Origin of the sequence: Rubrivivax albus (assembly GCF_004016515.1) — a bacterium.
GTDB classification, from domain to species: Bacteria; Pseudomonadota; Gammaproteobacteria; order Burkholderiales; family Burkholderiaceae_C; genus Rubrivivax; species Rubrivivax albus.
Genome location: NZ_SACT01000005.1, coordinates 14109 through 28477, shown reverse-complemented (window position 1 = coordinate 28477; position 14369 = coordinate 14109). Strand labels below are relative to the sequence as shown.

Below are 14369 nucleotides of genomic sequence, written 5' to 3'. Positions count from 1 at the left end.
GGAAAGGCGTTCAGCCTGCGGTCGGCGCCGGGTGTGCGGCGAAATGCGCAATCGCAGCGGCCACGCCGCTGCCGGCCAGCGGGACGCCGGCCAGCTTCAGGCCCATCTCGCAGCCCGAGAGCGCGGCCATCAGCGTGAGGTCGTTGCAGTCGCCGAGGTGGCCGATGCGGAACATGCGGCCCTTGACCTTGCCCAGGCCGGTGCCCAGCGAGAGGTCGAAGCGCGTGTGGATGAGCTTGCGCAGCGCGTCGGCGTCCACGCCTTCGGGAGTCACCACGCCGGTGAGCACCGGCGAGTACACCGCCGGGTCGGCGCACTGGATGGGCAGGCCCCAGGCCTGCACCGCGGCGCGCACGCCGGCGGCCCAGCGCTGGTGGCGCGCGAAGATCACGTCCAGGCCCTGGCCGAGGATCATGTCCAGCGCCTCGTGCAGGCCGTAGAGCAGGTTGGTGTTGGGCGTGTAGGGCCAGTAGCCGCTCTGGTTCATCTCCACGATCTCGTCCCAGGCCCAGAAGGCCTTGGGCAGCGTGGCCGTCCGGGCCGCCGCCAGCGCCTTGGGCGACAGGGCGTTGAAGCTGATGCCCGGCGGCAGCATCAGGCCCTTCTGCGAGCCGCTGACGGTGACGTCCACGCCCCAGGCGTCGTGCCGGAACTCGGCGCTGGCCAGGCCGGAGATGCTGTCCACCATCAGCAGCGCCGGGTGGCCGGCGGCGTCGATGGCGCGGCGCACGGCGGCGATGTCGCTGGTGACGCCGGTGGAGGTCTCGTTGTGCACCACGCACACGGCCTTGATGGCGTGGCCGGTGTCGGCCTTCAGGCGCTCGGCGATGCGCTCGGCCGGCACGCCGTGGCGCCAGGCGTTGGGCAGGCCGGTCTGCGCGCAGGTGCCGGGCAGGGTGATGAATTCGGGCTGCAGGCCCAGGCGCTCGGCCAGCTTCTTCCACAGCGTGGCGAAGTGGCCGGTCTCCACCATCAGCAGTTGATCACCCGGCGAACACACGTTGGCCAGTGCCGCTTCCCAGGCGCCGGTGCCCGATGCCGGGTAGACGACCACCGGATGTTCGGTCTGGAACACCTGCTTCAGCCCGGCCAGCACCTTCAGGCCGAGTGCACCGAACTCGGGGCCGCGGTGGTCGATGGTCGGCAGGCTCATCGCCCGCAGGATGCGGTCCGGCACCGGGCTGGGACCCGGGATCTGCAGGAAGTGGCGGCCGCTGGGGTGGTGGTCGAGGGTCAGCATGCAAGGCTCCAATGCGATTCAGTTTTGCATACAAAATGCCTTTGTCAATCGGGTTGCGTCGTAGACTACGGCTGAACTCGATTCGGATTTGCATGCAAACAAGGGAAAACCCTGCGAGCGACCTCGACGACGCGATCACGATCCCGCGCCAGGTGCTGCACGAGGCCGCGGCCGGGCGCCTGCGCCGGCTGATCGTCGAGGGCGTGATTGCGCCCGGCGCCAAGCTCAACGAGCGCGAGCTGTCGGAGCGGCTGCAGGTCTCGCGCACGCCGCTGCGCGAGGCCATCCGCACGCTGGCGGCCGAGGGCCTGGTGGAACTGCTGCCCAACCGCGGCGCGGTGGCGGTGCAGCTCTCGGCACAGGACGTGGCGCACACCTTCGAGGTCATCGCGGGGCTGGAGGCGCAGTCCGGCGAACTGGCGGCGCAGCGCATCACCGACGCCGAACTGGCCGAGGTGCGCGCGCTGCACTACGAGATGCTGGCCGCGTTCACGCGGCGCGACCTGTCGGGCTACTACCGGCTGAACGCGCAGATCCACGACGCCATCAACGCCGCGGCGCGCAACCCGGTGCTGCAGCAGACCTACCGCACCGTCAACGCCCGCCTGCAGGCGCTGCGCTTCCGCTCCAACTTCGACGACCGCAAGTGGCAGCGCGCGGTCAAGGAACACGAGGCCATGATCGACATGCTGGCCACGCGCGACGCCGCGGGCCTGCGCGCGTTGATGGTGCAGCACCTGAACCATAAGCGCGACGCGGTGCTGGAGTTGCTGCAGCAGGGGGTGGCATGAACGGCGAACTCGCGGCGCGTCTGCAGCGGGAGACCGCGGGCGAGGTGTTGTTCGACGCCGCCTCGCGCGGCCGCTACGCCACCGACGCGTCGATCTACCAGATCGTGCCGCGCGGCGTCTTCGTGCCGCGCACCGAGGACGACGTGGCCACCGCGCTGGCCATCGCACGCGAGACCGGCACGCCGGTGCTGCCGCGGGGTGCTGGCACCTCGCAGTGCGGCCAGACCACGGGCGACGCGCTGGTGATCGACTTCACCAAGCACCTGCGCCAGGTGCACGCGGTAGACGTGGACGGCATGACAGCCGAGGTGGACGGCGGCCTGGTGCTGGATCATCTGAACGCGCAGCTGAAGCGGCACGGCCTCTGGTATCCGGTGGACGTCTCCACCAGCGCGCAGGCCACGCTGGGCGGCATGGCGGGCAACAACTCCTGCGGCTCGCGCAGCATCGCCTACGGCAACATGGTGCACAACGTGCGCGGCATCGACGCCTGGCTGGCCGACGGCCGCCGCCTGCACTTCGGGCCGGTGGACCGGCTCAGTGGCGATGCCGTCGCGATCGCCGACTTCGTGCGCGGCCTGGCCGACACCCACCGCGCCGAGATCGAAGCCCACTGGCCGCAGGTGCTGCGCCGCGTGGCCGGCTACAACCTGGACATCTTCCACCCGCGCAGCGAACGCCCCTACACCGGCGACGGCAGCGTCAACCTGGCGCACCTGCTGGTGGGCAGCGAGGGCACGCTGGCCGTCACGCGGCGGCTGCACCTGCAGCTGGCGCGGCTGCCGAAGCACAAGGTGCTGGGCGTGGTGAACTACACCCGCTTCCACGCGGCCATGGACTCGGCCCAGCACATCGTCACGCTGGGCCCGAGCGCGGTGGAGCTGGTGGACCGCACGATGATCGAGCTGGCGCGCGCCAACCCCGCGTTCCGGCCGGTGATCGAGACCGCGTTGATCGGCCAGCCCGAGGCCATCCTGCTCGTCGAGTTCAGCGGCGACGACGGCGCCGTGCTGCTGAAGCAGCTGGCCGCGCTGGTGACCCTGATGGGCGACCTGGGTCTCCCTGGCAGTGTGGTCGAGATGCCCTACGAGGCAGCACAGAAGGCGCTGTGGGAGGTGCGCAAGGCCGGCCTGAACATCATGATGAGCCTCAAGGGCGACGGCAAGCCGGTGAGCTTCATCGAGGACTGCGCCGTGCCGCTGGTGCACCTGGCCGAGTACACCGACGCGCTGACCGAGGTCTTCGCACGCCACGGCTCGCGGGGCACCTGGTACGCGCATGCGTCGGTGGGCACGCTGCACGTGCGGCCCATCCTGGACATGCGCCGCGACGGCGCCGTGAAGATGCGCGCCATCGCCGAGGAAGCAGCGGCCCTGGTGCGCAAGTTCAAGGGCGCCTACAGCGGCGAGCACGGGGACGGCCTGTGCCGCGGCGAGTGGATCCGCTGGCAGTTCGGCCCGAAGCTGGACGAGGCCTTCCGCGCCATCAAGCAGCACCTGGACCCGGCCGGCCTGCTGAACCCGGGCAAGATCGTCGACCCGCCGAAGATGGACGATGCGGCGCTGTTCCGCTTCCCGCCCAGCTACCGCACCATCCCGCTGACGCCGGTGTTCGACTGGTCGGCCTGGGACGTGCAGAACGACCCCGTCACCGAGCGGACCACGGCACCCGGCACCGGTGGCGACACCACCGGCGGCCTGGCCAAGGCAGTGGAGATGTGCAACAACAACGGGCACTGCCGCAAGTTCGACGCCGGCACCATGTGCCCGAGCTACCGCGTCACCCGTGACGAGCAGCACCTCACGCGCGGCCGCGCCAACACGCTGCGGCTGGCGCTGTCGGGGCAGATCGAGGGCGGCGTGACGTCAGACGCCGTGGCCGAGGCGCTGGACCTCTGCGTGGGCTGCAAGGGCTGCAGGCGCGACTGCCCCACCGGCGTGGACATGGCCAAGATGAAGCTGGAGGTCGCCGCCCAGCGGGCCCGCACCCACGGCGTGCCGATGAAGGACCGCCTGGTGGCCCGGCTGCCGGAGATCGCGCGCTGGGGCCGGCGGCTGCCGTGGCTGTTCAACCTGCGTGATGTGGTGCCGGGCGCCGCGGCCTTGTCGGAGCGCTGGCTGGGGCTGTCGGCCAAACGCTCGCTGCCGCGCTTCCGCGCCGACGATTTCGAGGCTGCCGCGCCCACGCTGAAGCTCGCCAGCCGCGACGAGGTGCTGGCCGCCGCGAAGCACGGCAAGGGCGTGGTGCTGTTCGTCGACACCTTCAACGGTGCCTTCGAGACCGAGAACGCCGTGGATGCGGTGCGCGTGCTGCAGGCCGGGGGTTATGCGGTGCACGTGGCGCGGCAGGCCGACGGGCGGTCGCCCTGCTGCGGCCGCACGCTGCTGGCCGCCGGCCTGGCCGACGAGGCCAAGGTGCGCGCCCGCGCGCTGCTGGACACCTTCGCGCCCTTTGTCGACGCCGGCATCGTCATCGTTGGCCTGGAGCCGTCCTGCCTGCTGAGCCTGCGCGACGAGTTCCTCGTCATGGGCCTGGGCCCGGCGGCGCAGCGGCAGGCCGACCGGGCGCTGCTGCTGGAGGAGTTCCTGGCGCTGGAGCACCGTGCTGGCCGCTTTGCGCCGACGTTGAAAGCGGCCACCCAGCCGATCCGCGTGCACGGCCACTGCCACCAGAAGGCCTTCGGCGCCATGCCACCCGTGCTCGAGGTGCTGAAGCTGATCCCCGGAGCCGACGTGCAGGCCATCGAGAGCTCCTGCTGCGGCATGGCCGGTGCCTTCGGCTACGAGGCGGTGCACCATGAGGTGTCGATGCAGATGGCCGAGTCGGCCCTGCTGCCGGCCGTGCGTGCGGCGCCCGAGGCGATCATCGTGGCCGACGGCACCAGCTGCCGGCACCAGATCGCCGACGGCGCGCAGCGCCAAGCGCTGCACGTGGCGCGCGTTCTGGCGCAGCACCTGGCCTGACCACCGGCCCGGCGCCCGCCTCGCCTGCCGGTCGCCGACGGGTCAGTGCTCGCCCAGTACCGCCGTGTCGACGCGCTGCAGTTGCATGCGCGCCAGCGTCAGGTTGGCCACGCTGGCGTCGAGCACGGCGTGCATCACGATGCCCGGATGGCCTGGCAGCGGGTGCATCAGCAGGTGGTGGCCCGTCAGCGTGATCGCCGCATCGGGCTGCGACGGCCCGAGGCCCAGGCCGCGGCCACACTCGGCCATCGCATTGAAGAGCTTCAGTCCTTCGGTCACCAGATGACGGGCGTCCGGGCGGGCACCGCAGTGGGCCAGGGGGTGGCCGCTACGGGCCTCGAAGACGCAGGCGCTGACCAGGCCCTTGATGGCCTGGCATGCCCGCAGGTAGTCGGCCCAGCGGCCCGCCCTGAGGTCCTGCGGGTCGGGTTCGGCGCCCGGAAGCGGCATGGCCTCGGTCGGGGCTTCCGACGTGCTGGACGGCATCGGCCGTTGCGCCAGCGGGGCCTTGGCGGCAGGCGCCGACGACTCGCGCAAGCGGTTCCAGGCACCGGTGACGTAGCCCCAGGCGTCGTTCGACGACGCAGCCTGCGGCGTCACACGGACGTTCAGGCCCCGAGGGCCGTTGATGGCGGCGGCCTGGGCTGCCAGCGCACCGGGCGAACCCAACGGCACCATCAGAAGGTCGCGGTTTGGCCACGGCCCGCGGACCACGGCCTCGCGCACCGGCTGCAGGGCACCCGTCAGCAGATGCCCGGGCATCTCGCCGACGAGCAGCACGCCCAGGCGTGCGTGCCCCAGCAGCACGGAGGCCAGCTGCTTGCGGGACTGCGAATCGGTGTCGATGTCGGTGCTGTATACGCGCAGATGCTGGTTGCCGCGGCCGGGCAGTTCGACGAACGGCAACACCGCCAGCGCCACGCCGTGGCCCTGGCGGCGGATGGACAGGGTCTGCACGCGCGTGTTCAAGGCGCCAGCAATGGCACCCAGCAGGCGCAGGGATTGGCTGCTGCCCACGTCGTGCAGCGCGATGAACTCCGGCTGCAGCGCGGCGAACTGCTGCAGCATGGCCTGTGCCGGATCGACGGCGACGAACAGCTCGAGCTTGTCGTCCGCAATGCGCTGGCCGACGTCGTCCTGGCCTTCGCCCAGGTAGTCGGCGCGGTTGCGCACGATCTGCGTGGCCGGCGAGAGCAGGTCATCGCGGTTGGCCTGACCCCGCGCGGCATTGGAAACATCGTTCATGCTGACCCCCCTTGTTTGGGGGGGATGATAGGCAGGCCGCTGCCAAATGGCATCCCCCTTCGGTTGGTCGACGCCACTTCTAGAATGAACTTCAGGCATACCCCGACCCCTTCATTTCTGCGGACTCCTGCCCACTCATGACAACAAGAGACGAAACCTGCGCGCACGCGCCGGTGGTGGTGGTGGGCGCCGGCCTGGCGGGCCTGACGGTGGCGCTGGACGTGGCGGCACACCGCCGGGTGATCGTGCTGGCCAAGCGGCGGCTGGACGAAGGCGCCACGGCCTGGGCCCAGGGTGGCATCGTCGGCGTGCTGGGTGAGGACGACAGCATCGAGTCGCATGTCCGGGATACGCAAGAAGCGGGCGCCGGATTGGTCGACGAGGACACGGCCCGCCATGTGGCGCGCCACAGCGCCGAGGCGGTGGCCTGGCTGGTGGAGGCGGGCGTGCCCTTCACGCACGACCCGGCCGGCCCGCTGGGCCTGCACCTCACACGCGAGGGCGGCCATGCGGTGCGGCGCATCGCGCACGCGGCCGACGCCACCGGCAAGGCCATCCACGACGCATTGCTGGCGCGCGCCCGCGTTCACCCCAACATCGAGCTGCGTGAGCGCTGGATGGCGGTGGACCTGATCACGCAGCATCACGTGGGCGGCGAGCCGCGCTGCCACGGCGTCTACGCGCTGGACATCGACCGCGGCCACGTGGAGACCCTGCGCTGCGCCGGCGTGGTGCTGGCCACCGGCGGCGTGGGCAAGGTCTACCGCTACACCAGCAACCCCGACACGGCCACCGGCGACGGCATCGCCATGGCCTGGCGCGCCGGCTGTCGGGTGGCGAACATGGAGTTCATCCAGTTCCACCCGACCTGCCTCTACCACCCGCAGGAGCGCAGTTTTCTCATCACCGAGGCGCTTCGCGGCGAAGGTGCCACGCTGCACCTGCCCGCGGCCGACGGCGTGGGCGAACGATTCATGCCTGGGCACGACGACAGGGCCGAACTGGCGCCGCGTGACATCGTGGCCCGCGCCATCGACTTCGAGATGAAGAAGCACGGCGTCGACCACGTCTGGCTGGATGCCCGGCCCATCGTGGCGGAGAAGGGCGAGGCCTTCCTGCGCGAGCACTTCCCGACCATCCATGCCCGCTGCCTGGCGCTGGGGATCGACATCACGCACCAGCCGATCCCGGTGGTGCCGGCGGCGCACTACACCTGCGGCGGCGTCGTCACGGACCTGGACGGCCGCAGCGACCTGCCAGGCCTGTTCGCCGTCGGCGAGACCACGTACACAGGCCTGCACGGCGCCAACCGGCTTGCCAGCAACTCGCTGCTGGAGTGTGTGGTGCTCGGCCGCGGCTGCGCTGGTGCCTTGCTGACCGACGCGGTGGAACCGCCCGCGCGCCTGCCTGGCTGGGACGACAGCCAGGTCGAGGACGCCGACGAGCAGGTGGTCATTGCGCACAACTGGGACGAGCTGCGACTCGTGATGTGGAACTACGTGGGTATCGTCCGCACCACCAAGCGGCTTGAGCGTGCGCTGCACCGCATCAAGCTGCTGCGTGACGAGATCCAGGACTACTACGCGAGCTTCCGCGTCAACCGCGACCTGCTGGAACTGCGCAACCTGGTGGTCAACGCGGAACTGATCGTGCGTTCGGCGCTGCGCCGGCACGAAAGCCGCGGGCTGCACTTCAGCCGCGATTTCCCGCGGGCGCTGCCGGTGAGCTTCCCGACCGTGCTGACGCGCGCGGCCAAGAGCAGCCGCTGAATCTTTCACGTACTGGTGAGGTTCCGGCCTCGTCGCAAGGCGCCCCCTCGGTGAAGAAGCGACCGGAGGGAAGGTCGGAGCGTTACGCTCTGGCGCGCATTGCGGTGCGCGCCTGCACGAAGCCGAAGGCGTAGTCCACCGCGTCGGCCACGGCCTTGTCGTGCTCGGCCCGCTCGCGCTCGGTCTGGTAGAAGGCCAGGTCCACCTTGTGCCGGATGTAGCGTGGCTGCAGCCGGTTGAGCGCCACGCAGGCCACGTCGGCCAGCAGGTCCTCGCGGTCGGCCAGACCGGGGTAGCGGTCCGTGGCGTCCTGCACGGCGGCAAACACCGCCTGCTCGTTGTGGTTGCGGATGGAGGTGAAGTCGGCGCTCATCCGTCGGTTGTCGGCCGCTTCCGCATCGACTTGAGCGTCAGACCACCCGCATCGAAAAGTCGACTGCGGTGACGTCCTTGGTCAGCCGGCCGATCGAGATGCGGTGCACGCCGGTGGCGGCGATGTCTCGCAGCTGCTCGATGCCGACGCCGCCGGAGACCTCCAGCTCGGCGCGTTCGCCGGCCATGGCCACCGCCGCACGCATGCGCGGCAGGTCGAAGTTGTCCAGCAGCACGCTTTTCGCGCCGTGTTCCAGCGCCTCGGCCAGCTGGTCCAGGGTCTCGACCTCGATCTGGATCTCCACGCCGGCGTCCAGCGCGCGGGCCGCGGCCAGCACCTGCGGGATGCCGCCGGCGGCGGCGATGTGGTTCTCCTTGATCAGGATGCCGGCGTACAGCGCCAGGCGCTGGTTCTGGCCGCCGCCCATGCGTACCGCGTACTTCTGCGCCAGGCGAAGGCCGGGGATGGTCTTGCGGGTGTCCAGGATGGCGCAGCCATGCGCGCGCGGGCTGGCGCCGGCCACGGCGTCCACATGGCGGCGGGTGATCGTGGCCGTGCCGCTGAGCAGCTGCAGGAAGTTCAGCGCCGGGCGCTCCGCGGCCAGCAGGGCGCGGCCGTCGGCCTCGATGGTGACGACCGGCTGGTCGGGCACGGTCCAGGCGCCGTCCTCGAAGGCCCAGTCCAGGTGGGCGCTGGTGTCCAGGCGCTTGAACACGCCGTCGAACCAGTCGCGGCCGCAGAGCACGGCGCGTTCGCGCGCGATCACGCGGGCGCGCACGCGACGGCCGGCGGGCACCAGCATGCCGGTCCAGTCACCGCGGCCGATGTCCTCGGCCAGCGCCTCCATGATGTTGCGCTGGCGGGCGTCCTCGAGGGTCTCGTTGTGTTCGAACATGTTCGTTCCGCTTCAGGCCGCACCGATGTTGCGCACCAGGCCCGGTGTCTGCAGCACCGCCGGGTGCGCCGCGGTGAAGTCCAGCATGCGCTCGATGCAGCCCAGGGCCTGGGCGCGGGTGGGCTCGGGCACGTGGATCTCGCCGCTGCCCTGTTCCAGGCAGGCGACGATGCCTTGCAGCGCATTCATCGCCATCCAGGGGCAGTGCGCACAGCTCTTGCAGGTGGCGCTGCGGCCGGCGGTGGGCGCCTCGATCAGCGTCTTGTCGGGTGCCAGCTGGCGGATGCGGTGCATCAGGCCGTTGTCGGTGGCGATGATGTAGGCCGGCGCGTCGCCCTTGAGCACGGCGTTGAGGATCTGCGTGGTCGAGCCGACCACGTCGGCCTGGGCCACCACGCTGGCCGGTGACTCCGGGTGCACCAGCACCTTGGCCTCGGGGTGATCGCGCTTGAGCAGGTCCAGTTCCAGGCCCTTGAACTCGTCGTGCACGATGCAGGCGCCGTTCCACAGCAGCATGTCGGCGCCGGTCTGCTCCTGGATGTAGCGGCCGAGGTGGCGGTCGGGCGCCCAGAGGATCTTCCTGCCCTGGTCCTTCAGGTGGTTGACGATGCCCAGCGCGCAGGAGCTGGTCACCATCCAGTCGGCGCGCGCCTTCACCGCGGCGCTGGTGTTGGCGTAGACCACCACGGTGCGGTCGGGGTGGGCGTCGCAGAAGGCCGCAAACTCGTCGGCCGGGCAGCCCAGGTCCAGGCTGCAGGTGGCGTCCAGGTCGGGCATCAGCACGCGCTTGTCCGGGCTGAGGATCTTGGCCGACTCGCCCATGAAGCGCACGCCGGCGACCACCAGCGTCTTCGCGGCGTGGTCGCGGCCGAAGCGTGCCATCTCCAGCGAGTCGGCCACGCAACCGCCGGTCTCCAGCGCCAGGTCCTGGATGTCGCCGTCCACGTAGTAGTGCGCCACCAGCACGGCGTCGTGCGCCTTCAGCAGCGCCTTGATGCGCGCCTTGGCGGCGTCGCGCTCGGGCGGCATCAGGGCCTCGGGCACCTTGGCCCAGGCGTGCGCGGTGCAGCTGGCGCCGTCGTGGTCCTGGCGGGTGTAGTCGTAGAGCACTTGTTCCATGGTGGGGCAGTCTCCGCGTGCGCTCAGCGCGCACGGTTCGCGGCGGGGGAGGGGGATGCTACAGGGGGATGCACCGCGGCGCCGGCCAGCAGCTGCGTGGGCGGCAGGCCCACCGACCGCCGCACCATCGCGCTGAAGGCACTGGCGCTGGCGTAGCCCAGTTCGGCGGCGATGTGCGCCATCGGCCGCCGCTGAGCGGCCATGGCCAGCGCGCGCGCCAACAGCACCTGCTGGCGCCAGGCGCCGAAGTTCGTGCCCAGCTCGCTGCGGAACAGGCGCGCCACGGTGCGCACGCTGGCGCCGGCCTCTGCGGCCCAGGCGTCCAGGCGGTCGTGGCGCAGCGGGTCGTCGATGACGGCCTCGCACAGCGCACGCAGCCGCTTGTCGGTGGGCAGTTCGACACCCAGCGGCACCGGCCGGGCGCGGGCCAGTTCGTCGGCCACCAGGCAGGCGAGCAGGGCCTCGCGTGCGGGCGGCAGGGCGTCGCCCGGGTCGGAGGCCAGCTGCGGCACCAGCTCGCGCAGCAAGGGCGAGACCTCGAGCACGCGGCAGCGGGTCCAGTCTCCGGACGGGTGGCCGTCCAGAGGGGCCGGACCCTGGCCGACGCCGGCTTCCAGCAGGTACAGGGTGCGCAGCTCGGCGCGTTCCACCACGGTCACCGCATGCTCCACGCCGGGCGGCACCCACACGGCGCGCGATGGCGGCACGATGAAGCTGTGCTGCTCGGCCTCCACGCGGCACACGCCGGCGGTGGAGAACACCACCTGCGCCCAGGGGTGGCTGTGCGGCACCACACGGGCCTGGGTGTCCAGCACCCGCACCTTGGCGCGTACCGGGCGCAACGGCGTCGGTGCATAGCGCAACGGGTCCAGCGGCAGCAGGGCGTCGGGCGACGGCATGCGGCGTCGCAGCGACCCCGCGGAACGCGCAGTGGCAGGCATGGCCGATTTACGACAGAACTTGGCTTTCTATCGTAACGCGGCCGGCGAACGCCCTTCTACAGTGCGGTCATGACGCCCCAACGCCGCCGCCAGGACCTGACCACGATCTCGCTGATCGGCGTCGCCCATGGCACTTCGCACTTCTTCCACATGCTGCTGCCGCCGCTGTTCCCGGTGTTCATCCGGGACTTCGGGCTGAGCTACGCCGAACTCGGGCTGCTGGTCAGCAGCTTCTTCGTCATCTCGGGCATCGGCCAGGCGCTGGCGGGCTTCGTCGTCGACCGCGTGGGCGCGCGCCCCATCCTGTTCGCGGCACTGGCGTGTTTCGTCGGTGCCGGTGTGGCGGCGTCGATGGCGCAGGGGTTCTGGACGCTGATGCTGGCCGCGGCGCTGGCCGGCGTGGGCAACTGCCCGTTCCACCCGGCGGACTTCACGGTGCTGAACAAGCGCGTCTCGCAGCCGCGGCTGGGCCATGCCTTCTCGGTGCATGGCATCTCCGGCAACCTGGGGTGGGCGGCTGCGCCGGTGTTCCTGATCGGCCTGCAGTCGGCCACCGGGAGCTGGCGCCTCGCCTGCCTGGGCGCGGCGGCCTGGGCGGCGTTGGTGATCGTGGCGCTGTGGATCGGCCGCGGCGCCATCGACGACAGCCAGGGCGCCTGGCAAAAACCGGCTGGCGCCGCCGCGCTGGCGCCGGAGCATCCGCTGGCCTTTCTGCGTCTGCCGTCGGTGTGGCTGTGCTTCAGCTTCTTTTTCTGGAGCACGGCGGCGCTGTCGGCGATGCAGAGCTTCGCCGGCCCGGCGCTGGGTGCGATGCATGGCCTGCCGCTGGCGGCCACCGCCTTCGTCGTCACCGGCTACATGCTCTGCGGCGCGGCCGGCATGGTGGTGGGCGGCTTCCTGGTGGCGCGCGCCGAACGGCTGGAGCGGGTCATCGGGCTGGCCATGAGCGCTTCGGCCGTGGCGCTGCTGGTGGTGGCCAGCGGCGCGCTGCCCGGCACGCTGGCGATGGCCCTGGCGGCCATGGCCGGCTTCGGCACCGGGCTGGCCGGGCCGTCGCGCGACATGCTGATCAAGCGTGCCGCGCCGCCCGGCGCCACCGGGCGCGTGTATGGCACCGTGTACTCGGGCCTGGACGTGGGCTTTGCGCTGGCCGCACCGGTGTTCGGCTGGCTGATGGACCATGGCCAGCCGGCCAGCGTCTTCGTCGGCGCGGCGGTTGCGCTGGGGCTCGGCGTCGCGTCGGCCGGCCTGGTGGGGCTGCGCATCCGGCGGCCGGCGGTACAGTCGCCGGCATGACGACGAACCCGACCCGTCCCGCCGGCCATGCGCTGGTCGAGGCCCTGGTCGCCCAGGGCGTGGAAACCGCCTTCGGCGTGCCCGGCGAGAGCTTCCTGGCCGTGCTGGACGGCTTCCACGAACACCGCGAGCGGATCCGCTTCATCGCCTGCCGGCAGGAAGGCGGCGCCGCCTTCATGGCCGAAGCGCAGGGCAAGCTCAGCGGCAGGCCGGGCATCTGCTTCGTCACCCGCGGCCCTGGGGCCACCAACGCCAGCATCGGCATCCACACGGCGTTCCAGGACTCCACGCCGATGGTGATCTTCGTCGGCCAGGTGGCCAGCGACCAGCGTGACCGCGAGGCCTTCCAGGAACTGGACTACCGCCAGTTCTTCTCACCCGGCACCCTGGGCATGGCCAAGTGGGTGGCCGAGATCCAGGACCCCGACCGCGTGCCGGAGTACGTGGCGCGCGCCTTCCACACCGCGCTGCAGGGCCGCCCCGGCCCGGTGGTGCTGGCCCTGCCCGAAGACATGCTGACCCAGCCCACGGCCGCGCCCGTGCTGCCCGTGGCGAAGCCGGCCGTGGCCTGGCCCGCACCCGGGGGGCTGCGGGACCTGCGGCGGATGCTGCTGGAGGCGCAGCGCCCGCTGGTCATTGCCGGCGGCAACGGCTGGGATGCCGAAGGCTGCGCCGCGCTGCAGCGCTTCGCCGAGAACTGGCAACTGCCGGTGGCCTGCGGCTTCCGCTTCCAGGACACCTTCGACAACCGCCACCCGCAGTACGCCGGCGACGTGGGCATCGGCATCAATCCGAAGCTGGCGGCCCGCGTGCGCGAGGCGGATCTGATCATCGCCCTGGGCATCCGCCTGGGCGAGATGACCACCGGCGGCTACACGCTGCTGACGCCGCCGAAGCCGGCGCAGAAGCTGGTGCACGTGCATGCCGGCCCGGAAGAACTGGGCCGCGTCTATGCCGCCGACCTGCTGCTGCAGGCCGCGCCCAGTGCGGCCGCCAAAGCACTGGAATCGCTGACGGCGCCGCCGGAACTGCCCTGGCGCGCCTGGACCGATGCCGCCGCGGCCGACTACGTGGCCAACCACGAGGCCCCGCCGGTGGCGCCGCTGGACCTGGCGGTGGTGATGAAGACCGTGCAGCTACTGGCCCCGGCCGACACCGTCTACACCAACGGCGCCGGCAACTACAGCGGCTGGCTGCACCGCTACGTACGCTATTTCGGCCTGCAGCACCACGGCCGCACGCAGCTGGCGCCGACCTCTGGCGCCATGGGCTACGGCCTGCCGGCCGCCGTGGGTGCGGCGCTGCTGTACCCCGAGCGCACGGTGGTCAACGTGGCCGGCGACGGCGACTTCCTGATGACCGGCCAGGAACTGGCCACCGCCACCGGCTATGGCGCGAAGCGGTTGATCAGCATCGTGGTCGACAACGGCAGCTACGGCACCATCCGCATGCACCAGGAGCGCGAGTACCCCGGGCGGGTGAGCGGCAGCGACCTGTTCAACCCCGATTTCGCCGCCTTTGCCCGCGCCTTCGGCTGGCACGCGGCGCGGGTGGAAAGCACCGCGGACTTCGAGCCGGCCTTCACCGAAGCCCTGGCTGCCGGCCGCCCGGCGCTGCTGCACCTCAAGCTCGACACCGACGTGATCACCAGCCGCACGACGCTCACGGCCATCCGCGACAGTGCCCGGCAGCGGGGGCGGTAAAGTCGGTTTGTCCAAATCCAACCGACCGAACCCA

The 14369-nt window shown here is 71.3% G+C and carries 11 protein-coding genes; 5 read left to right on the top strand and 6 right to left on the bottom strand.

The window, feature by feature from the left end; all coding sequences use genetic code 11:
• Positions 1–10 precede the first annotated feature (10 nt).
• Positions 11–1240, bottom strand: coding sequence for a pyridoxal-phosphate-dependent aminotransferase family protein (locus ENE75_RS15240; protein ID WP_128199198.1), 1230 nt, complete (start codon positions 1238–1240; stop codon positions 11–13).
• A gap of 92 nt (positions 1241–1332) precedes the next feature.
• Between ENE75_RS15240 and ENE75_RS15235 the strand changes: the two genes are divergently transcribed.
• The gene (locus ENE75_RS15235; protein WP_128199197.1) at positions 1333–2031 is read left to right on the top strand and encodes a GntR family transcriptional regulator; all 699 of its coding nucleotides are present in this window, start codon (positions 1333–1335) and stop codon (positions 2029–2031) included.
• Positions 2028–4994: an FAD-binding and (Fe-S)-binding domain-containing protein gene (locus ENE75_RS15230; RefSeq protein WP_128199196.1), complete on the top strand. Its 2967-nt coding sequence runs from the start codon at positions 2028–2030 to the stop codon at positions 4992–4994. Before ENE75_RS15235 ends, ENE75_RS15230 begins: the two co-directional genes overlap by 4 nt.
• 42 nt (positions 4995–5036) lie before the next feature.
• Here ENE75_RS15230 and ENE75_RS15225 read toward each other — a convergent pair whose 3' ends face one another.
• Positions 5037–6239, bottom strand: coding sequence for a hypothetical protein (locus tag ENE75_RS15225; RefSeq protein ID WP_128199195.1), 1203 nt, complete (start codon positions 6237–6239; stop codon positions 5037–5039).
• A 137-nt stretch (positions 6240–6376) separates the two neighbouring features.
• Between ENE75_RS15225 and nadB the strand changes: the two genes are divergently transcribed.
• Complete coding sequence (gene nadB / locus ENE75_RS15220; RefSeq protein ID WP_128199194.1) at positions 6377–8008, top strand: L-aspartate oxidase; 1632 nt, start codon at positions 6377–6379, stop codon at positions 8006–8008.
• Between the two features lie 82 nt (positions 8009–8090).
• On the opposite strand, the gene ENE75_RS15215 is transcribed toward nadB, so the two are convergent.
• Genes ENE75_RS15215 through ENE75_RS15200 form a run of 4 tightly spaced genes read right to left on the bottom strand, consistent with a single transcriptional unit; the run spans position 8091 to position 11294 of the window.
• Complete coding sequence (locus ENE75_RS15215; protein WP_128199193.1) at positions 8091–8381, bottom strand: late competence development ComFB family protein; 291 nt, start codon at positions 8379–8381, stop codon at positions 8091–8093.
• Positions 8382–8418: 37 nt separating this feature from the next.
• The gene (gene nadC / locus ENE75_RS15210; protein ID WP_128199192.1) at positions 8419–9276 is read right to left on the bottom strand and encodes a carboxylating nicotinate-nucleotide diphosphorylase; all 858 of its coding nucleotides are present in this window, start codon (positions 9274–9276) and stop codon (positions 8419–8421) included.
• A gap of 12 nt (positions 9277–9288) precedes the next feature.
• Entirely contained in the window at positions 9289–10395 is a 1107-nt protein-coding gene (gene nadA, locus ENE75_RS15205) for a quinolinate synthase NadA (protein WP_128199191.1), read from the bottom strand.
• Positions 10396–10418: 23 nt separating this feature from the next.
• Positions 10419–11294, bottom strand: coding sequence for an AraC family transcriptional regulator (locus ENE75_RS15200; protein WP_128199190.1), 876 nt, complete (start codon positions 11292–11294; stop codon positions 10419–10421).
• Between the two features lie 111 nt (positions 11295–11405).
• On the opposite strand from ENE75_RS15200, the gene ENE75_RS15195 reads away from it, so the two are divergent.
• On the top strand, positions 11406–12632 hold the full coding sequence (locus tag ENE75_RS15195) for an MFS transporter (RefSeq protein WP_128199189.1): 1227 nt from the start codon (positions 11406–11408) through the stop codon (positions 12630–12632).
• Positions 12629–14335, top strand: a complete 1707-nt coding sequence (locus ENE75_RS15190; RefSeq protein WP_128199188.1) for a thiamine pyrophosphate-binding protein — start codon at positions 12629–12631, stop codon at positions 14333–14335. Before ENE75_RS15195 ends, ENE75_RS15190 begins: the two co-directional genes overlap by 4 nt.
• Positions 14336–14369: the final 34 nt, after the last annotated feature.